Annotated in this window: 16 protein-coding genes and 2 tRNA genes; 3 read left to right on the top strand and 15 right to left on the bottom strand. The window is 39.0% G+C overall.

What is annotated here, in order from left to right; translation table 11 throughout:
• Positions 1-16: 16 nt before the first annotated feature.
• From ACFX4W_RS11160 to ACFX4W_RS11110, 11 genes are all read right to left on the bottom strand, one after another.
• Complete coding sequence (locus tag ACFX4W_RS11160) at positions 17-1186, bottom strand: Zn-dependent alcohol dehydrogenase (protein ID WP_255255707.1); 1170 nt, start codon at positions 1184-1186, stop codon at positions 17-19.
• A 21-nt stretch (positions 1187-1207) separates the two neighbouring features.
• Positions 1208-2734, bottom strand: a complete 1527-nt coding sequence (locus tag ACFX4W_RS11155; RefSeq protein WP_165575156.1) for an aldehyde dehydrogenase family protein — start codon at positions 2732-2734, stop codon at positions 1208-1210.
• A complete protein-coding gene (locus ACFX4W_RS11150; protein WP_165575157.1) occupies positions 2718-4046 on the bottom strand; it encodes a lyase family protein in 1329 nt (442 codons plus the stop codon). The genes ACFX4W_RS11155 and ACFX4W_RS11150 overlap by 17 nt, the downstream gene beginning before the upstream one ends.
• A gap of 23 nt (positions 4047-4069) precedes the next feature.
• Positions 4070-5503 carry an aldehyde dehydrogenase gene (gene aldA / locus ACFX4W_RS11145; RefSeq protein ID WP_377559380.1) on the bottom strand — a complete coding sequence of 478 codons (1434 nt, stop codon included), beginning with the start codon at positions 5501-5503 and terminating at the stop codon, positions 4070-4072.
• A 23-nt stretch (positions 5504-5526) separates the two neighbouring features.
• Complete coding sequence (locus ACFX4W_RS11140) at positions 5527-6672, bottom strand: mandelate racemase/muconate lactonizing enzyme family protein (protein WP_318331295.1); 1146 nt, start codon at positions 6670-6672, stop codon at positions 5527-5529.
• Positions 6673-6881: 209 nt separating this feature from the next.
• A complete protein-coding gene (locus tag ACFX4W_RS11135; RefSeq protein ID WP_377559379.1) occupies positions 6882-7817 on the bottom strand; it encodes an ABC transporter substrate-binding protein in 936 nt (311 codons plus the stop codon).
• A gap of 18 nt (positions 7818-7835) precedes the next feature.
• A complete protein-coding gene (locus ACFX4W_RS11130; protein WP_165575159.1) occupies positions 7836-9182 on the bottom strand; it encodes a sigma-54-dependent transcriptional regulator in 1347 nt (448 codons plus the stop codon).
• Between the two features lie 4 nt (positions 9183-9186).
• Positions 9187-11313 (bottom strand): sensor histidine kinase, encoded by a 2127-nt coding sequence (locus ACFX4W_RS11125; RefSeq protein ID WP_377559378.1) that lies wholly within the window; start codon positions 11311-11313, stop codon positions 9187-9189.
• Between the two features lie 211 nt (positions 11314-11524).
• Positions 11525-11647 carry a YjcZ family sporulation protein gene (locus ACFX4W_RS11120; protein WP_013056948.1) on the bottom strand — a complete coding sequence of 41 codons (123 nt, stop codon included), beginning with the start codon at positions 11645-11647 and terminating at the stop codon, positions 11525-11527.
• 188 nt (positions 11648-11835) lie between these two features.
• A complete protein-coding gene (locus tag ACFX4W_RS11115) occupies positions 11836-12348 on the bottom strand; it encodes a GNAT family N-acetyltransferase (RefSeq protein ID WP_162214197.1) in 513 nt (170 codons plus the stop codon).
• A gap of 82 nt (positions 12349-12430) precedes the next feature.
• Positions 12431-12655 (bottom strand): YczF family membrane protein, encoded by a 225-nt coding sequence (locus tag ACFX4W_RS11110; RefSeq protein WP_043982344.1) that lies wholly within the window; start codon positions 12653-12655, stop codon positions 12431-12433.
• A gap of 146 nt (positions 12656-12801) precedes the next feature.
• On the opposite strand from ACFX4W_RS11110, the gene ACFX4W_RS11105 reads away from it, so the two are divergent.
• Genes ACFX4W_RS11105 through ACFX4W_RS11095 form a run of 3 tightly spaced genes read left to right on the top strand, consistent with a single transcriptional unit; the run spans position 12802 to position 16758 of the window.
• Positions 12802-14424, top strand: coding sequence for a spore germination protein (locus tag ACFX4W_RS11105; RefSeq protein WP_280559560.1), 1623 nt, complete (start codon positions 12802-12804; stop codon positions 14422-14424).
• Positions 14414-15637: a Ger(x)C family spore germination protein gene (locus tag ACFX4W_RS11100; RefSeq protein WP_280559559.1), complete on the top strand. Its 1224-nt coding sequence runs from the start codon at positions 14414-14416 to the stop codon at positions 15635-15637. The genes ACFX4W_RS11105 and ACFX4W_RS11100 overlap by 11 nt, the downstream gene beginning before the upstream one ends.
• Before the next feature lie 20 nt (positions 15638-15657).
• Positions 15658-16758: a GerAB/ArcD/ProY family transporter gene (locus ACFX4W_RS11095; RefSeq protein ID WP_043982342.1), complete on the top strand. Its 1101-nt coding sequence runs from the start codon at positions 15658-15660 to the stop codon at positions 16756-16758.
• A gap of 198 nt (positions 16759-16956) precedes the next feature.
• Here the strand turns inward: ACFX4W_RS11095 and ACFX4W_RS11090 are convergent, their stop codons facing one another.
• From ACFX4W_RS11090 to ACFX4W_RS11075, 4 genes are all read right to left on the bottom strand, one after another.
• The gene (locus ACFX4W_RS11090) at positions 16957-18357 is read right to left on the bottom strand and encodes a Na+/H+ antiporter NhaC family protein (RefSeq protein WP_237074881.1); all 1401 of its coding nucleotides are present in this window, start codon (positions 18355-18357) and stop codon (positions 16957-16959) included.
• 215 nt (positions 18358-18572) lie between these two features.
• Positions 18573-18644 (bottom strand) — tRNA-Gly (locus tag ACFX4W_RS11085).
• A gap of 9 nt (positions 18645-18653) precedes the next feature.
• A tRNA-Lys gene (locus ACFX4W_RS11080) sits at positions 18654-18726 on the bottom strand.
• A 168-nt stretch (positions 18727-18894) separates the two neighbouring features.
• On the bottom strand, positions 18895-20181 hold the full coding sequence (locus ACFX4W_RS11075) for an adenylosuccinate synthase (RefSeq protein WP_013085553.1): 1287 nt from the start codon (positions 20179-20181) through the stop codon (positions 18895-18897).
• Between the last annotated feature and the right edge of the window lie 158 nt (positions 20182-20339).

Genomic DNA, 20339 nt, shown 5'->3' with positions numbered 1-20339 from the left:
TCTTAGCTCATTTACATTATGAAACAATGTCAAATTCATCTCCGTTTTCTAGCGAGGCTTGGGATACAATCGATGGAAATTCAATCACTGACCGGCCTACGTTTACACAATTACAATCATGAAATGATTGAAAAGCTTTGTTAATATCGTCAAGCTGCGTGCGTCCAAGAATCAGTTCGTCTAACATAAATTTTCCGTCTAAATAAAGCTGAGCAATTTTAGGAAAATCACGAAACGGCTGCGTGTCTCCGTAAAAGCTTCCTTTTAACACTTTGCCGACACGATGAAAGCCTCCGCCTGGTAAATTAATAGACATAGATGGGTTAAAAGCTCCTACTACAACTACCGTTCCTCCTTTCCTCGTTCCTTCCCAAGCAGATTCAGTAGCTTTTGTATGACCGGTGCAGTCAATCGCGAAATGGACGCCATGTCCTCCTGTTAAAGCTTTTAAAGCTTCGCTTGCTTCTTCTGAAGCTACATTTATCGTATGAGTAGCTCCGAATGTTTTAGCAAGTTCCAAATTAGCCGGTTTGACATCGCATGCAATAATTTTGCTCGCTCCCGCAATCCGAGCCCCTTGAATAGCATTAACCCCTACCCCTCCGATACCAAAGACGGCTACGGTCGATCCCGGCGTAACTTTTGCGGCATTCACAGCTGCTCCGTACCCAGTCGCCACACCGCATCCAATTAAAGAGGCTTGAGCCATCGGCATCTCATCAGGAAGTTTAATGCAAGACATTTCCGGCACCACCGCATATTCAGCAAAAGTGGAAAGCAGCGAGTTATGAAAAACCAGCTCTCCATCTTTACTTAATCGAGAGGTACCGTCTAACAGCGTTCCATTAAACATCGGACCAAAAGCCGAATCACACAGATGTACGGCTCCTGTCACACAAAACTCACACGTGCCGCAGTAAGGCACCCAGCTAAGCGCTACTTTATCTCCTACTTTTACCGTTTTCACGTTTAAACCGACTGCGGTTACAATACCTGCACCTTCGTGACCTAAAATAGTAGGCGTTGGTGTCGAAGGGTCTTCTAAAGCATTTAAATCACTGTGGCACACGCCCGTTGCTTCTATTTTCACAAGTACTTCATTAGCTTTTGGTGCTGCTAAATCCACCGCTAAAATTTCAAGGGGCGCATTAACGCCCGTCATGACCGCTGCTTTCATTTTCATCATGCTTTCCTCCAGCTTTTTAATTTAATAGGCCATCCATATTGCTTTTATTTTTGTGTAAGATTGAAGAGAATGAATCGCATATTCTTTCCCCCATCCGCTTTGCTTCCATCCTCCAAATGGGCTGGCAAAATCATAGCAGCCGTATTTATTGATAAAAACCATACCTGCTTCTAGCTTTTTGGCTATACGATTGGCTCTTGACACATCTTTTGTCCAGAGTCCAGCTGCTAAACCATAAATCGTATCATTCGCAATTTGCACCGCTTCATCTTCTGTATCAAACGGAATTACACACAGTACAGGACCAAAAATTTCTTCTTGTGCAATGGTCATCTTATTATCAACATCTGCAAAAATAGTGGGACGGATAAAATACCCGTGCTCATTATCTCCACTCATATCGCGCTCGCCGCCCGCTGCTAGCGTAGCTCCTTCACGTATACCGCTCTCGATATAGTGTAAGATTGACTGCATATGAGATTCAGAGACTTGGGCACCTTGATCTGAATCAGGATCAAAAGGACTGCCGCACTTGTAGCTATTTGCATAATCTGCTAACTTATCAACTACCTGCTCGTAAATGTCACGCTGTACTAACAAGCGAGTAGGCGCTGAGCATTTTTCTCCTTTATGTGTAAACAAGCCGTAAAAAGAACGTTCAATCGCAGCATCCAAATCGGGTGCATCGCTAAAGATGATATTTGGTGATTTCCCTCCAAGCTCTAGGGTCACAGGCTTCAAATTAGAGTCCGCAGAATCATGAACCAACTGTTTGCCTACTCCTGTGCTTCCAGTAAAAGATACTTTATCAACTCCCATATGACGGCTGATATGAGAACCGATCGATCCTTTTCCTAAAATTAAATTTAAGACACCTGGCGGTAAGATGTTTGCTTCATCGATGATTTCCACTAAACGAATCGCAGAAAAAGATGTGGTGCTAGACGGCTTTAAAATAACGGTGTTGCCCATCGCTAGAGCCGGCGCTAGTTTCCATGCGGCCATGTCGATTGGAAAGTTAAATGGTACAATTTGACCGCATACACCGATCGGATCGCGCGTTGTATAACTCACAAAATCTCCTTCCACCGGATTGTTTTCACCGTAATATTTATCCGTCCAGCCAGCGTAATACTCAAATAAATCCGATGCTTCTTGTACATCATCATTGTACGATTCTGTATAAAGCTTGCCGTTATCAAGAGACTCCAATGTGGCGAGCTCTGCTTGATGTTTTTTAATTAAGCTGCTTATTTCCCTTAAAATTCGCGCGCGTTCTTTTCTTGTAACGCTTGGCCAAGGACCGTGATCAAACGCGTGTCTAGCTGAAGCTACTGCTTCATCGATATCTTGTTTTGCTGCACTTTGAATTTGGCCATTAATTTCTCCGTTTGCAGGGTTAATAGAATCAATTAGTTCACCGCTTGAACTTTCTTTCCACCCCCCGTTGATATAGAGTTTTTTAGGTTCTTTCAGCCACTCTTTTGCCCATAATAATGCAGGTTGTTCCATTCCTTTAAATAAGGTTTTTTCATTTAGTTTTGTCATATTCACATTCCCTCCATTTTTTCAGCCCTTCATAGCCTGCTTCTTTTAAACTACCTGCAACGCGGCTATAGCCATATTTTTCTTTCATTTCAACAATCAACGGAATACGCGATTGAGAAAGCTGCTGACAGCGCTCTGAATTGGCTGATAAATCCTGCACGCAAAGCGTCGAAAAACTTCTTACAGCGCTGGTTAAAAACTGAATGCTATCTAAAATATTAATTCCAGCGGCTCCTTCGAATACATTTAAATTTAATTCTCCGTGTTCAAAAGCAGCTTGAACGATTCTGTCACATCCTAGCACTTGAAAACAGCATTGAATTAAGGTTTCAGGTACAACCGGATTGACTTTACCCGGAAAAAATGAAGAGCCTGCTTGAACAGATGGTAATTGAATTTCGCCAAATCCAGCTTCTGGTCCAGAAGAGAGCAGCCTTAAATCTTTAGCAAACTTTATAAAAGACGTAGCCAGCTGCTTTAATTCGTTCGAAACATCAGCAAGATCATCAATATTCTGTGCTGCATCAAATAAATTAGCGCGGTGGTAAAGCTGCATACCAGATAGACGTGACAGCTGCTGAACGATTTTACTTCGGTATATCCCTGATGCTCCTATCCCAGAACCAATAACCGTACCTCCAAGATTAACAGCGTGCAGTTCTTCTACCGCTCTTTTTAAATAGCGCGTACGCCGTGAAAGAACCGCTTCATATCCGCTGAATATATCACTAAGCGAAATACTCATCGCATCTTGCAAGCAAGTCCTTGCGATTGTCACCACAGGCTGGAACTCTTCCATCTTTTTTTGAAGAATAGAATGGAGATGCTCCATTTCTTTTTCTAAATAATGATAGCTTTTAATAATCGCAATTCGGATAGCGGTATGACACACATCAGAAGTTGATTGAGATGCATTTACATGTTCGATAGGATGAATAGGAAGATGATGTGGGCACTGCTGGTTTATCAAGCCTGCTATTACTTCATTCACATTCATATTCGTCCCGATACCGCCTCCGCCGTGCAGCACATCAATCAAAAAATGATGTTGATAAGCGGTGCTTTGCAATTGGTCACATGCATTTGATATGGAGTCTCCCATTTCTTTTGGAATTACTCCAGCTTCTACGTTTGTTAAGGCAGCGGCTTTTTTTACGATTAACAGTGCATGCACGTAGTCCGGATATTCATGCAATCTTTTATTAGAAAATGATAAATTCTCAAGTGTCCTGGCCGTGTGAATGCCATACAAGACCTCTGCTGGGAGCTCAACTTTTCCAAAACTATCTTCCTCCACACGTTTTTTCTCCACCTGTGCTCACCTGCTTTTTAAAGTTAAAATTTCATATAAACTGTTTTTACCTGTAAAAACTCTTCAAATCCATGCTTGCCATCGTCTCCGCCGATTCCCGATTGCTTCCAGCCGGAGTGATAGCCTTGATATGCTTCGCCCTGCTGTCGGTTCACGTACACTTCACCGCATTCTAGCTGCGTTGTTAGCTCCATCACATAACGGTAGCTGGATGTATATACATTAGCGGTTAATCCGTATTCAGAATCGTTCGCTAGATTAATTGCTTCTTCAAGTGATTCAAACGAAATAATGGGAAGAACGGGCCCAAACACTTCTTTTTGCACGATATTCATTTGTTGCGTACACTGATCTAATAGCGTTGGTGGATAAAAGCTTCCTCCTAATTCCTCTAGCAAATAGCCTCCGCATAATACAGCGGCTCCTTCTTCTACGGCCTCAAGTACCATTTGATGAACGCGGTTCGCTTCAGATTTGTTAATGAGACAGCTCATTTCTGCATCTGGATTAGCCAAACCATCTTTTACTTCTACATTTTGAAACGCTTTCAATAGTTTAGCAGTAAACGCTTCTTTTACACTTTTATGAACGTACACACGCTCAGTGTTATTGCAGACTTGACCGGAGTTAGCTAACCTGCCTCCCTTGATTGCTTCAACCGCTAAATCAATATCCGCATCTTCCATTACAATAGCAGGTGCTTTTCCGCCTAATTCAAGTGATGTACGAATCATATGACGAGAACATTTTTCCATAATACCTTTTCCTACTTTAGTACTTCCGGTAAATGTCACCATGTTTACATCAGGAAATGAGGTTAACGTTTCTCCCACAATGTCATCCATACCTGTCACAATATTAATAACACCTTTTGGAAAGCCGGATTGATGAATGCACTCCGCTAATGCTAAAGCAGATAAAGAAGATTTTACGCTTGGCTTGACCACAACCGTATTACCTGCGACAAGCGCCGGTACGATTTTTCTCATCAGCACATAAATCGGAAAATTCCAAGGTACAATTACCACGACTACGCCAAGAGGCTCTTTATAAGAAATAATCTTCTCCTTTACGTTATCGCTGTCTACTACGTGACCTTCAATGCGTCTTGCCCACTGAGTTTGGTACTCGCCAAGCTCCGCTCCGTAAAACACCTCTGATTTCGCTGCATTTAAGGGTTTTCCCATTTCCTGTGTAATGGCTGTGCCGATGTGTTCAATATGTTCTTCTGTTTTCATGTTCATTAAAAATTTTTTAATTTGTTCAGCCCGGTCATATGAAGGACGGAGCTTCCACTCTTTAAAAGCTTGTTTAGCGCAATAAACAGCGTGCTCTGTTTCTTCTGTACTGCAGGAAGAGACTTGGGCTACGACTTCACCCGTTCCTGGGTACGTAACATCTATTTGATTGCTGCCTTGAACAAATTCTCCATTTATATAAGCACTGTATTTCTTCACTTTGTGTTCACCCTTTATATCAGTTAAATAGAAACTGTATTTTTTTCACCTACGTAGAAATGATTAATTTCGTACTGTTTTAAAGCTTCTTCATCAAGATCGATGCCTAAACCCGGCTTTTCTGGCGCTACTAAATAACCATCTTTGTCAATCATAAGCGGGTTTTGCTGGATATAATCTCTTCGTTCGTTAGACCATGCTGGAGGATCGTAAGGAAATTCCAAATATGGACAGTGACTGACTGCCGCTGCTAAATGTAAATTTGCCAGTAAACCAATGCCGTTTGTCCATGTATGCGGGCTGAACCAAGCGCCGCTTCCTTGAACAAGATCCGCAACTTTTTTCGTTTGCGTAATTCCTCCTGACAAGGCTACATCCGGCTGATAAACGTCTAATGCATTTATTTTGTTTAACTCTCTAAAGTCATGCATATGACGGTTCATCTCTCCCCCTGCGATTCGAATACCTACTCGATCCCGAAGCTTTGCCATCAGTTCAAACTGATGAGAAGGCAGAGGTTCTTCAAGCCAAAACACTTTCAGTTCTTCAAGTTCTTTAGCTACTTGATAGGCCATTTTTAAGTCCCACGTCCGTTCAACGTCCCACGGCATTTTCCATCCTTGATTTGCGTCAACCATAATCTCTAGCTTGTCACCAACGGCTTTTCTGACCGCTTCCACTACTTGAATATCTTCTTTTACATCTTTGTGATGGAAACGAATTTTCATAGCTTTGAATCCTTGCTCTACAAATCGAATCGCACGTTCCGCACGTTCTTCAGGAGTCACGATTTCTCCCGTTGAAGCATAAGCGAGAAGCTTGTTAGATCGGGCTCCAAGCAATTTATAGACGGGCTGTTTTGTTGCTTTCCCCATCAAATCCCATAGAGCTAAATCAAGCGGCCAGCATCTGCCATAGTGAAAATCTATATTTTGAATCACTTGTGCATGTCGTTCAATGGCAAAAGGATCTTGACCGATAAACAAATGTTCATGTCCTTCAAGCCCCATCATTAAATCCCCTGACCCGACTCCCGTTATTCCTTCATCCGTATGTACATAGACAACGGTAGAAGCAAACTTTTTGCGGGGCTCAGGGTCCCAAGCTGCTTTAAAAGGCGGATTTAAAGGCAGTAAATAATGTTTGATCTCTATTCCCGTAATTTTCATTGAATACTAATCTCCTTACGTTTCAGCATTTTTACTTTCACTTATATCTATTGCAAGATGCATGCCAAGTTCAAATGACTGATGTAATCACTACTTAATAGAAAACAAAATATAAATTGTAGAAAATTCACACAATTCACTGTAGAAATTTTCTACACTCTACAATAAAAAAAGCTGCACAATGTGCAGCTTTTAATGTTTTGTATCTATCAAGGAGTAAGCAAGTGATTTTCTAGTAAAAATTTATAGGCAACATCTGATACGTCTTTGTGTAAAATATCAACTTGATAATTCAGTTCTACCATCTTTTTATTCGTTAGTTTACTTGATAGTTCATTTAAAGTGGAAACGACAGACGGATAACGGCTTGCTAACGATTGTTTTACTACGGGAGCCGCATAATAAGGCGGAAAAAGAGATTGATCTTCCTTTAGTAATACAAGGCCGTATGCTTGAATTCGACTATCAGATATCATTCCAATCCCTACGTCTACTCTGCCTTCTTTCACTGCTAAAGGAATAATTTCTGAATCGATTCCAATGATTTCAGTTGAAAGGGACTTCAACTCATAGTTATTAGCTAATTGCATCAAGCCGTCTTTTCTTTTTAGAAATTCATTGTTTGTAGCTATTTTCACTTTTTTATTTTGCTTTTTTATGTAGGAAATCAAGTCAGAAACAGAGTTTAAATGATGCTGCTTTGCAAAAGAACGGTTAACTAAAACCCCCCAGCTGCTGTTAAAATGGCTAGGATGCAGCCACGTTAAGTGTTTTTTCTCATCCATTTCTTTCACCAGCTGATACAACTTTTTTTCATTATAGACCGGCTCTTGGTTTTGATGCACAATTCTTGCCGTACTCGTATATTCCCAGTACATATCAACATAGCCCGCCAAGCTTGCTTTTCGAATAGAATCGCTATCTAAAAAGCGTCTTTCATTCACAGTAGCTCCTTGTTCTTTTAATAGAAGCGCGGTCATTTTCATTAGTAGATATTGCTCGGTCATGGATTTCGACCCAACTGTAATACTAACAGAATCGAGAGGCTTCTTTTCTTCTCTAAGAGGGGCAGTACTGGGCTGCTGACATGCTCCCATCACTGTAAAACACAGTACTAGTAAGCTGAATATTTTACGATAGGTCATTTCTTTCATATCCTTTTTCTAAAATTTAAGACCCATTTTTTTCATTTTATAAATTAACGTATGGCGAGCAATTCCTAGTTTTTGAGCTGCTTTCGTTTGATTGCCTTTCATTTCTTCAAGAGCGTTTTTAATCATTTCTTCTTCTACTTCACCTAATGCATGTGATAAATTTGTTTGTTTTGCTTTTATCGGCTGATTCCTATATGAATGAGACTCTTGCTTATTAAAAAGATACGTTAAATCGGAGAGCTCAATTGTCCCGTGCCGTTTTAAAATATGAACTCTTTCAATCGCGTTTAACAGCTCACGAATATTTCCCGGCCAATCATAAGAAATTAGCTGTTGAAGTGCCGCGTTTGAAACAGCAAGCGTCTTATTGTATTTTGTATTTAACTTTATAATGTGATGATGAATGAGCGGTTCAATGTCTTCTTTTCGGTGCCTTAGAGGAGGAATGGTGACCTCCATTAAATTTAATCGATAGTATAAATCTTCCCGAAATTTCTTTTGTTCTACTAATTGTTGAAGCGGTTTATTTGTAGCTGAAATAATTCGGACGTCCAAGGATTCATACTCGTTGCTTCCGAGCTGCATTACTTTTTTTTCCTCGATCACATGCAATAGCTTTGCCTGCATGCTTAACGAAATTTCTCCAATTTCGTCTAAAAAGATGGTACCGCCATCCGCAGCAGAAAACTTACCTTTTTGAGAAGAAGAAGCCCCTGTAAAAGCTCCTTTTCTATAGCCAAACAGCTCACTTTCAAGAAGGGCTTCCGGTATGGCTGCGCAGTTGATAGCGACAAAAGGATTATTTTTCCGATGACTCTGCTCGTGTATCCATTTAGCCATCGCGGTTTTACCTACTCCGCTTTCACCTAGAATTAAAATGCTGGCGTCTGTATCTTTTACGTACTCCACCATTTCAACTAACTTGTTCATTGCTGGGCTTTTTGAAATAAAGTCTTTGTCTTTATCTTTTTCCATCACCGCATCCGATTGCTTGCCCGTACATAGCGAAGCAATAATATTTTTTAGTTCTTCAAGTTCAATAGGCTTATTCAAATAATCAGCAGCCCCTATTTTCATAGATTGGACAGCGCTCTCAACATTCCCGTATGCAGTAAGCATGATTACTTTTGATTGCGTTACCTCTTTTAACTTCTTTAATACATCGATCCCCGTCATATCCGGAAGCATATAATCTAGTATCACGACATCTACATCCAGCGTTTTAGCCATTTGGATTCCTTTTTCTCCAGTATATGCCGCGTGCGTATAAAAACCAGATTTCTGAAGCTTTTTGGCTACCAGCTTACAAAGGTTCTGCTCATCATCAATCATTAACACACTGCACTTATTCTCCATGTTTTTAGCCTCCTTGTGTAATTTTCTGTTTGGGAAAACGGCATGTAATGGTTGTCCCTTTGCCTTCTATACTTTCAATAAATAATTCTCCTCCATGTTCTTTTACAATATCTCTTGCAATCGTTAACCCTAGTCCTGAACCTGTTTCTTTTGTAGAGTAAAAGGGATTAAACAGCCACTCTAAGTCCTGCTTGTTAATGCCTGAACCAGTATCTTCTATACGAACAACCACATATTCTTCGTTCATATTCATAGTTTGAATGGAAGCGATAATATACCCGCCCTCATCCATTGCTTCCATTGCGTTTAAGACAATGTTTAAAAATACTTGAATCAATTGATCATAGACCCCTGTAATCAAACATTTTTCTTCAAAGTCTTTTACAATGCTAATGTTTGCTTCATTACACTTTAAACGCAGTAAATGAAACACTTCTTCTAACACTTGTACAAGTGACACTTCTTTCTTTTCCTTTTGACTCATGTTTGCAAAATTAAGAAAATTATTTGTGATCTCTTTGAGACGGTTTACAACGATGAATACGTCCGCAGCAAGCTCTTTTACTTCTTCTGAGCAGAAGCTTTCTTCCGCTTCATCTAGCAAAAGTTCAGCTGATCCTGATAAAATGGCTAGAGGATTCTTTATTTCGTGGGCAATTCCTGCCGTAATTTGTCCAATAGACGCTAGTTTATCACTTTGCTGCAGTCTTAGCTGTAACTGCTTTATTTCGGTAATATCTTGCATGACGGCGATAATCCCCATCACTTCACTTGTGTCGGTATAAAAAGTAGATGTCGTAACTTTAACAATTCTTTTTCTGCCGTCTGAATCGAGAATATAGCTTTCTACCTCTTCCATGTCTTTCCCAGATGCCAATGTGTGAAGCAAAATAAAATCTACGCTTTCAGATTTTATTGGTAAATCTTTTAAGTTAACACCAATCATGTCCTGGCGCTGAAAAGCAACCATTCTTTCAAACTGCTGATTCACGTATGTAATTTTACTCCTTGGGTCAATTGTAATAATTCCATAAGGAATTCCTTCTAATACATCGTGAAGGTATCTCTCACTTTGCTCAAGCATTTTTTGTTTTTCATAATTGCTGTTTCCCATTTCAATAATTGTACGTGTCAATATACTCAGCTCATCATTCCTTGCCGGCGTTTCTTTATTTAATGGCACGAACGTTTGAGAATTCCGGTACGTTTTTGCATAGCTTGTAAGCTTGACGATTGGCTGTAAAATATTTTTGATGCCTAACCATATAAAAAATAAAGCAAGCAGCAATATACTAATAAAACTAACGCGCAGTAAAAGAGATAATTTATGTAAAGGAGAAAAGGCTACGTTAGTCGGTACACCGTAAACCAAGTTCCAGCCTTCTTGGTTCGTTTGATAAGCTGCTAAACTCTCTTGTCCATTATGATTTATTTGAGTATAGCCAGAAACGTTTGGTATTTTGTCTACTGAAAACTTCTTGTTAAGCTGCTTATCGCTTGTAGATGCGATGACATTTCCTTTGCGATCCGTTAAAAAACCGAAGTGTCCTCGTGACAGGCTGACGCTTTTTAACACCTCTGATAAATAGTCCCGGCTTAGTTCTGCAACGATAATTCCTTTAAATTCTTTCTCATTAGTAAGAACGGGTACAGAAATGGTTACTACTTTTTGATGACGATAATTTTGAATAAGATCGGATAAAGCGTACGTATGTGTCCAATACACCTGGGTAAAATTAGCGTGATGATAAATTAAATTGTTTTGACTTGAAGCAAAAGGCGTTTCAAACTTTACGCGTTCTTGTTCATTGATATAGTAAATCGAATGAATAACTGAACTTTGTGAATTTGCTTGTTTAGCTCGGTTATACATTCGATTTATGTTAAGATCTGACTCTAGCCCCTCTCCTGCAATAAGCTGCAGCTGTGAAGCCACATGCTCAATTTCTGAATTCAGCCTTTTAGCTATAATATCTTTACTTGCAATGTTTTGAACCTTTACATCTTCTTTAATAATTTTGCTTGCATAGCCCGTAATGATGTAATAAATGATGATGCCCGGTACAATTAAAATAACCGTAAATAAAAGAAGATATTTAGTTGTAATACTTTTTGAAATAGGAAAGTTCACCTTATGCCCTCTCTTTTTTGTTAGCTGCCCCTTAAATGTAAGCGTTATTATCAATATTAAAAGTATAGCAGATATCGCTCGTGATAGGGTCTTTTAATTGTTCAATCGTTCATCATAGCCGCTAATGAGTAAATAATTTTCTTAGAAACTAACGGACTTTTAAAACACAAAAAAGCCTAAAGAAATTTCTTTAGGCTATTCAGTGATATAATTAGCAGCCGTAGCCGCCACCATAACCACCGCTATAACAACTACATCCGATAATTACTAATAGAATAAATAATACAACTAATAAAGCGAAACCAGAACCAAATCCACATCCAGCATTAGACATACAAGCACTCCCTTTCAACGTAATTTTCTGTTGCTAAAACAAAGAAGGTTCAAACATGGGGTGTTTCTCATGGATAGCTTATTGTATGTCTGCCTAGACGTTTTGGTTTGCTGTTCTGCTCATTTTTTAAAAATTGGGCTTGTTTTCGTCTTTACAGCTCAGAAAATGTAATTCCGTAAAAGTAAAGCTCATTTCCACTCTTCCTTTAAAATTGCGTAATAATATTCATCCCACCATCCTTTTTCAGTTGGAATACATTTTTTAAAATACCCTTCTCTTCTCATCCCGACCTTCTCCATAACACGATAAGAAGACGTATTCTCAGGTTGACAAGTAGCAATAATCCGATGCAGTTTCATTGTGTTAAAGCTATAGTCCACTATTGCTTTTGCCGCTTCTGAAGCATATCCTTTCTGATGATAGAGAGAATTAAATACCCAGCCAATTTCATAAGTATGGTCCCCAAAATAGTTTAAAAAGACGATATGACCAATTAGAATTTTTTCGTTTTTTAATACAACTGGAAAATTTTTAGCATTTTCTTTTATATTTTCATTTACAAATTTCTTCGCATCATCCTTACTAAACATACCTTCTGGTATGTACTTCATGACATTAGCATCAGATGTATATGCGTAGACATCTTGCCAATCTTCATATTTAAATTTGCGTATTAGTAATCTGTCAGTCTCAATGTTCATGTGGTTCTCCCCTATCTCAAAGCTATCTTTCTATACGCTTGTTTCGATAGTGAAGATATAAAAACCTCTTTGCACCAAGTTACTATTGCTTTTGCTGACGCTTCTTTAAAACAAGATAAAGTGACTCTGCGAAAAAGAAAAACAAAAAAGAAAAAAGGACAAATAATTCGGCCACTTCCATTACACGAAACGGGCTTAAAGCATTGTATAGTGCCTGCAGTACGTTCGTTCCTTGAAAAAGATCAATTCCTACAGAAAGAGCGATCACAGATCCAAATAGCAGCAGGCTAACCCCAATAATTTTCATCATTTTCCCTCCTCACCTAAACATTACTTACCTCATAGGGTCGTCATTTTCATTTACCGTCATGCAAAAGATATTTTGTTAAAAATTACATAATTATACGATTTTTGGTCAAATTAATAAAAACTATAGTAAGGGTGTTTTCATTTATGCCTTCGTTCTTTAAAAATCAACAATCTAAAAATAAACTTCCACCTCAGTCAGATCAAACAAGTAGCGAACAAACAGCTTCTTCTCTTAAGAATCTGCTGTCTGAGAACCTTACCCTCATTAAAGAGAAAACTGGAAACAGCTCAGATATTGTGATTCGTCATTTTAAAATAGGCGTCAATAACAGCTTGGCTGCTGCTATCGTCTACATAGAAGGGATTGTAGATAATCAGGCTATTCAAGATTACTTACTGCAGTCTCTTATGAAAGATAATCAAAAAAATGACCTAAACGATCAAAACGCATTAGAGTTAATTTCCGAAGACATCGTAACAATCGGCAACGTATCGTTTGCAGACAACTGGAATGATTTACTTTCTTCTTTGATGTCAGGAGACAGCCTTCTTATTGTCGACGGCATAAACCGCGTACTCAGCGTGAGTACACAAGGCGGTGAAAAGCGTGCCATTGCAGAATCTACTACCCAAATGGTAGTGCGGGGACCAAAAGGTGCCTTTACTGAGTCTATTGGCACAAACTTAGCCATGGTGCGCCGAATTATTAAAACACCTGACTTATGGCTAGAGTCGATGAAGATTGGCCGGGTAACTAAAACGGATGTCACTCTTATGTATATTCATGGCATCGCAAACGATAAAGTTGTAAAAGAAATTCGAAAGCGATTAAAAAACATTGATATTGATAGTATTTTGGAATCAGGTTATGTTGAGCAGCTAATTGAAGATCAAACGGTCACTCCTTTTCCAACTATTTATAATACAGAAAGACCTGACGTGGTGGCAGGTAACCTTTTGGAAGGAAGAATTGCTATTTTTGTGGATGGAACTCCTTTTGTACTTATTGCTCCAGGGTTGTTCATTCAATTTTTCCAATCGGCTGAAGATTACTACGCACGCTTTGATATTGCGACGTCCATTCGTCTTTTGCGGGTGTTTATGTTTATGATTTCACTTATCGCTCCTGCTACGTATGTGGCGGTTACGACATTTCATCAAGAGATGGTACCCACGACGCTTATTGTAGCTCTTGCGGCACAGCGAGAATCCGTTCCATTTCCCGCGTTTGTGGAAGCTTTTTTTATGGAAGTCACCTTTGAAATTTTGCGTGAAGCAGGGATTCGTTTACCAAAAGCTATCGGCTCTGCCGTATCGATCGTCGGAGCTCTTGTTATTGGGCAAGCAGCGGTTCAAGCGGGGATCGTCTCACCAGCTATGGTTATTATCGTATCGATTACAGCTATTGCTAGCTTTGCAACGCCGTCTTTCGATATGGCTATTTCAGCGCGATTAATTCGTTTTTTATTTATACTAGGAGCGGCTACATTCGGTTTCTATGGCATTATCCTTATTCTTTTAATGGGGGTTGGACATCTGTGCAGCTTACGTTCATTTGGTGTTCCCTACATGACGCCATTAGCACCCTTTATTCCTGCAAGCAATGAAGATACCTTGCTGCGGTTACCTTGGTGGACGATGAGAAGAAGACCTAAATTAATTAGTGATAACAAAGTTCGTCAAAGCAAACATCAAAAGCCTGAGCCTCCTTCTTCAAGAGGTATGGTTAACCAGGAAATGGAAGAAGATGATCAAAATGAAACGTAAAAGTTTATTTTTACTGGTAATGACCATAATGATGGTATTGCTTACTAGCTGCTGGAGTAAAAAAGAGTTAACGGATCTTGCGTTTGTATCGGCAATGGGCATTGACAAAACGAAAGATGGGCGGTATGAGCTTACCTTTCAAATTATTAACCCAGGAAACGTAGCTGGCTTACAGGGGGGCGGCGGCACCCAAAGTCCGCCTGTTACGATCTATGCTGCTTCCGGTGATAATTTAGTTGAAGCAAGCAGACGCGCTTCGGCTAGAATTTCCCGAAGACTTTATTATGCCCATACAAACTTAATCGTGATCGGAGAAAAACTAGCGCGTGAAGAAGGAATTAACATTCTTATTGATTCTATTGATCGCGATCCTGAATTTCGAATTACGACTTCCTTAGTAATCGCAAACCAGTCAAGTGCTGCTGATTTGGTAAAAGCACTAACGCCTGTCGATAAAATTCCAGCAAACAAAATTATGAAAACGCTGGAGTTCACTCAAAGAAAATGGGGAGAAAACCTAAAGGTTTCCTTTCAAGAAGTGATGAGATCTCTCGAATCTCCAGGAGGAGAAGCACTAGTCTCGGGTTTTCGTTTAGTTGGAAATCCACAACAAGCAGAAAAATTAGATAACCTCCAGCAAAGCGCACCAGAAGCTACCCTTCGTGCTTCTGGCATTGCTGTTTTTAAAAATGGAAAGTTAATCGACTGGTTGTACAATAGTCCAGCTAGAGGCAGCGTTTGGATTCTTGATAAAATACAAGGAACCGATATTAATGTAGATTGGAAAGGAAAAAAAGAAGCGCTTGCCTATCAAACAGTTCGTCAAAAAACGGATGTATCTGTAAAAATGATAAAAGGAAAACCTTATGTGTCCGTTCACACTCGCGTAGAAGGCGATCTTGGAGAAGTGGAGGTCCCTGTTGATACACGTCAACCTGCTGTCATCAAAAAAATGGAAAAAGCAGCAGGTAAAGAAATAAAAAAAGAATTACAAACAGCTATTAAACAAGCTCAGACAGACAAAGTTGACATCTTCGGGTTTGGAGAAGCGCTGGAACGCACGCGGCCTAATCAATGGGAAAAACTCAAATCAGAATGGGATGACGTTTATTTTCCAAAATTAAATGTAGACGTTACGGTAGAAGCTTACATTCGCCGAACAGGTCTGCGCAATAAATCATTTCTCTCTAGCCTAAAAGAAAAACAAAACTGAGGTCAGGAGGTTCTGGCTATATGGAAAAAGCAAAAATTAGCGCCACTCAATTATTTATTCTCATGGTTTTATTCGAGCTGGGAAGTGCTTTATTAGTTCCTCTTGCAATGCGAGCGAAGCAAGATGCATGGCTAGCTATTTTAATTGGAATGCTGTGCAGCTTTTTTTTCTTCTTAGTCTATCATAAGCTCTATTCCTACTATCCGGACCTCCTGCCTACAGAATATATGCAGAAAATTTTAGGGAAGGCACTTGGAACACTTCTTGCATTCATATATATTGTCTATTTTTTATACGATGCATCACGAGTTCTAAGAGATTTCGGAGAGATGCTTCTTACTTTTGCCTATCCCGATACGCCTTTATTTATTGCTAATGCCTTGTTGATGCTGGTCATTATCTATATAACTCGAAAAGGTATTGAAGCGATAGCCAGATCAGGAGAGCTTCTGTTTATTTTCATGTATTTTCTAGCTGTTGCAGGCTTCATCTTGATTATTAGCTCGGGATTAATTGATTTTAAGAACTTACAGCCGGTATTAAAAGAAGGAATACTTCCTGTGGCCAAAGTTGCTTTAACTGAAACGCTGTATTTCCCTTTCACAGAAGCTATTGTATTTACCATGCTTCTTCCTTATTTAAGCAACCCCAAAAAAGCAAGTGTCACCATGCTATGCGCAACGGGATTAAGCGGAATTAATTTAATTATTACGATGATCATTAACATTAGCGTGCTTGGGGTTGATTTGACGACAAGATCACAGTTCCCTCTTCTTAGTACTGTTCAAACGATTCAAGTAGCTGATTTTTTAGAGCGTCTCGATGTATTTTTTATGTTTGCTATGGTTATTGGGATTTATTTTAAAGTTAGCATCTTGTTTTATGCCTCTATCATAGGTACAGCTACTTTATTTAAAATTAAATCTCCTTCCCGTCTAGTGTATCCTTTAGGCATCATTGTGTTGTTTTTGTCGATTACAATCGCTAGTAATTTTCAAGAACATCTTTATGAAGGGCTACACGTAGCGAGATTTCTTTTACATATGCCTCTTTTTGCTATCGTACCTATACTGCTTTTGATTATCGCCTTTTTGAAAAATAGGAAGAAGCAGCACAGATAGTATATCTCTAATAAATAGAAAAAATAGCGTTAAAATTATCGAGGTGATGTTCGTGTATATATGGTTTTATGATCATTTTATTAATACCATCTTATTTCCGCTTACTTGTATCATGCTAGTGTGCCTATCATTAGGGCTGTATGCATACTTTAAGCTGAAAAAAATGAAAAGTTGATACTAGATGGCTATTTCCCTCATTCAAAACAAGAAAGATACCACAAGATAAAAAGCAACTGTTATTCCCGCTGCAATTAGAGCGGGCTTTAATTTATACTTGGCATATTCAATAACAGATAAATCTAATATTTTGGCGATGGTATTCGTATCGTCGCTTAAAGGCGAAGAAAACGCTCCAAATGAACCGCTTGCAAATACGGCACCGATAATCAACGGCAAAGAAAGATCTGCAGAACTTGCAAGCGATACGCCAAGCGGCATTAAAATTCCCCACGTCCCCCAAGCAGACCCGATAAAGTAAGAAATAGCAGCTCCAAACACAAACATAAAAGGAGTGACAAACATTTGAGGAATCCACTTAGAATGTGCCGTCACGAAATTGGAAAAACCCAAGTCTTCTGTAACAGCGGATAATCCCCATACTACCGATAACAGCAGAATAACGGACATTAAGTCATTGCCTCCTGTGATAAAACCATTAAGCAAATTCTGTAATGTAAAGCGCTGAAACAAGAAAAAAATGAGGGTAATTAACGTAGTCATAATTAAAGCTACTACCATCGCTTCTAGCACGTCTGCTTTAATAAATGCTTCAAAAAAGGTGTGACTCTTATGATGTCCACTCCACCATGTTAAAAGTAAGGTGAGTGAAATCACGACAAGTAAAGGCACTAACAAATTCCAAGGCTTAGAAGGCAAATCCCTCGATACGCAAGGATGACAATCATGCCAATCTTTTTCTTCTTCTTCCTCAAGCTTCATAGGAGCCGTAGATGTTGAATGATGAAAAAAGCTTAAATAAATCCCTACTAAAATAATCACAATCGAAAAAAAATTATAAGGAATGCTTTGAATAAACAAAGAATAAGCGTCTTGTTTTATGCCTTGATGATCAATCGCCATTTGAATGATGGATACCATATATCCTACAAATGCCGTCGCCACAGGAATTAAGACGATAACAGGAGTAGCAGTTGTTTCAATAACGAACCCTAGCTCTGCTGTCGTCATTTTCACCTTCTTCAGTAATGCTCTCATGATGGGCGCGATCGTCACGAAACGAAATGTCGGAGCACTGAATGTTCCAATGGTTGAAACATAGGTTAAAATAAGGGCTTTTTTTCTTGTATCAATTCTTTCAGCAGCTGTTTCCACAAAACCTTTAACTCCTCCAGCCATCTTAATCATTCCGATGAGCCCTGAAAACGCGTATAAAAAGACGACGATTTCTATATTACTTTTATTTCTAAGAGCTTGTACAACGTAGTGAAGTAGCTTTTCAACACCTCCAATAATCGAATGATCAATCAAATAAGCGCCTACTAATAAGCCTAAAAACAACCCTGGCAGCACTTGTTTGGTGAAAATAGCTATGGGAATAACAATTAAAAACGGTATAATTGAAAACCAACTAGATTCCATAGGACTCTCCCCTATCTTAAAAACCATATTAGATGTCTTCACGTATCGTTCATTAGCTTTTAATGTAACCCCGATATTATGTGTATATTCACGAAAACAACACGTATAAGCAGTACTGCTTTAATAAAATACTTCTGATTAAAAACAGCATCATAAAACTCTTTATTTCTACAACAAAAAAAGCAGTTTGCACATGCAAACTGCTTTTGAAAAGAAGCGGAAGACGAGGTTCGAACTCGCGACCCCCACCTTGGCAAGGTGGTGTTCTACCACTGAACTACTTCCGCTTATTAAAATGAGCCATGAAGGACTCGAACCTTCGACCCTCTGATTAAAAGTCAGATGCTCTACCAACTGAGCTAATGGCTCATGTTATATCTCTTAGCGACGCTTATTATAATAACATGATATTTCATATGAATGCAATAGTTTTTTTAAAACTTTCTTTTTATTATTGAGCTTTTTTAAAAAACCTTGTTAACAAAGCACCAATTATAAATAAAAAAGGTTAGCTCACGAGGAGCTAACCTTTTTTATTTAGCTATATACACCACGTAATACATTTGTTTGTGTACGATCTGGACCTACAGAGAAAATAGATAAAGGAATACCTGTTAATTGAGACACGCGCTCTAAGTAGTGGCGAGCGTTATCAGGTAACTCATCTAATGTTTTCACACCCGTAATATCTTCTGTCCAACCTGGAAGCTCTTCATATACAGGTTCGCATTCTGCAAGTGTTTTTAAGCTAGCAGGGAATTCTTCCATAACTTCCCCTTTATAACGGTAAGCTACGCAAATCTTTAATGTCTCAATTCCCGTTAATACATCAATTGAGTTTAAAGATAAATCTGTGATTCCGCTAACGCGACGAGCATGACGTACAACTACACTGTCGAACCAACCTACACGGCGAGGACGACCAGTTGTTGTACCATATTCACGTCCTACTTCACGGATTTGATCACCGATTTCGTTTGTTAATTCAGTTGGGAAAGGACCGTCACCAACACGAGTTGTATACGCTTTTGATACACCTACAACGTGTTTGATTTTAGATGGACCTACACCAGAACCAATTGTTACTCCACCCGCTACTGGGTTTGAAGATGTAACAAATGGATATGTTCCTTGGTCGATATCTAACATAACACCTTGTGCGCCTTCAAATAGTACACGACGTCCTTCGTCTAACGCATCATTTAATACTACTGATGTATCAACAACATATTTTGCAACTTGTTGACCATACTCATAGTACTCATCTAAAATTTCTTCTAATGTAAAGCCTTCTACTTCATACATTTTTTCAAGAAGGCGGTTCTTTTCAGCTAAGTTTTGTGTTAATTTTGCTTCAAATACTTCACGGTCTAGTAAATCGGCAATTCGAATACCAACACGTGCTGCTTTATCCATATAAGCTGGTCCAATACCTTTTTTCGTTGTACCAATCTTATTTTCACCTTTACGTTCTTCTTCAACTTCATCTAATTTTAAATGATATGGAAGAATCACATGAGCTCGGTTACTAATACGTAAGTTTTCTGTTGTTACACCGCGATCATGTAAGTATTTTAATTCTTGAACAAGCGCTTTTGGATCGACAACCATACCGTTTCCAATTACACACGTTTTGTCATTATAAAAAATACCTGAAGGAATTAAATGTAACTTATAAGTTTCACCATTAAACTTAATTGTGTGACCTGCATTGTTCCCACCTTGGTAACGTGCAATCACTTCTGCATTTTCTGATAGGAAGTCTGTAATCTTCCCTTTTCCTTCATCTCCCCATTGTGTTCCTACTACAACGACTGAAGACATATCTTAAGCACCTCCGCTTAGTAAGCAACAGCTCACTACGACATAATTTAACCATGGATAAGTGTATCAATTTATCACACTAAAGTCAATTAAATCCGAACGATTTAACAAAAGTTATTACAAATATATCGTATTTTGCGGAACGAATGCGATAACAA

Source organism: Priestia sp. YIM B13489 (assembly GCF_042787645.1).
Lineage (GTDB): Bacteria > Bacillota > Bacilli > Bacillales > Bacillaceae_H > Priestia > Priestia megaterium.
This window is presented reverse-complemented; position numbering and strand designations above follow the sequence as displayed.

Bases quoted from the DNA above. Each gene is read 5' to 3' on its own strand.
- ACFX4W_RS11135 (WP_377559379.1), bottom strand. From the start codon at position 7,817: ATGACCTATCGTAAAATATTCAGCTTACTAGTACTGTGTTTTACAGTG.
- ACFX4W_RS11130 (WP_165575159.1), bottom strand. From the start codon at position 9,182: ATGGAGAATAAGTGCAGTGTGTTAATGATTGATGATGAGCAGAACCTT.
- ACFX4W_RS11115 (WP_162214197.1), bottom strand. From the start codon at position 12,348: ATGAACATTGAGACTGACAGATTACTAATACGCAAATTTAAATATGAA.
- ACFX4W_RS11095 (WP_043982342.1), top strand. From the start codon at position 15,658: ATGGAAAAAGCAAAAATTAGCGCCACTCAATTATTTATTCTCATGGTT.
- ACFX4W_RS11100 (WP_280559559.1), top strand. From the start codon at position 14,414: ATGAAACGTAAAAGTTTATTTTTACTGGTAATGACCATAATGATGGTA.
- ACFX4W_RS11075 (WP_013085553.1), bottom strand. From the start codon at position 20,181: ATGTCTTCAGTCGTTGTAGTAGGAACACAATGGGGAGATGAAGGAAAA.
- ACFX4W_RS11120 (WP_013056948.1), bottom strand. From the start codon at position 11,647: ATGTCTAATGCTGGATGTGGATTTGGTTCTGGTTTCGCTTTATTAGTT.
- ACFX4W_RS11110 (WP_043982344.1), bottom strand. From the start codon at position 12,655: ATGAAAATTATTGGGGTTAGCCTGCTGCTATTTGGATCTGTGATCGCT.
- ACFX4W_RS11090 (WP_237074881.1), bottom strand. From the start codon at position 18,357: ATGGAATCTAGTTGGTTTTCAATTATACCGTTTTTAATTGTTATTCCC.
- ACFX4W_RS11140 (WP_318331295.1), bottom strand. From the start codon at position 6,672: ATGAAAATTACGGGAATAGAGATCAAACATTATTTACTGCCTTTAAAT.
- ACFX4W_RS11105 (WP_280559560.1), top strand. From the start codon at position 12,802: ATGCCTTCGTTCTTTAAAAATCAACAATCTAAAAATAAACTTCCACCT.
- ACFX4W_RS11155 (WP_165575156.1), bottom strand. From the start codon at position 2,734: ATGACAAAACTAAATGAAAAAACCTTATTTAAAGGAATGGAACAACCT.
- ACFX4W_RS11160 (WP_255255707.1), bottom strand. From the start codon at position 1,186: ATGATGAAAATGAAAGCAGCGGTCATGACGGGCGTTAATGCGCCCCTT.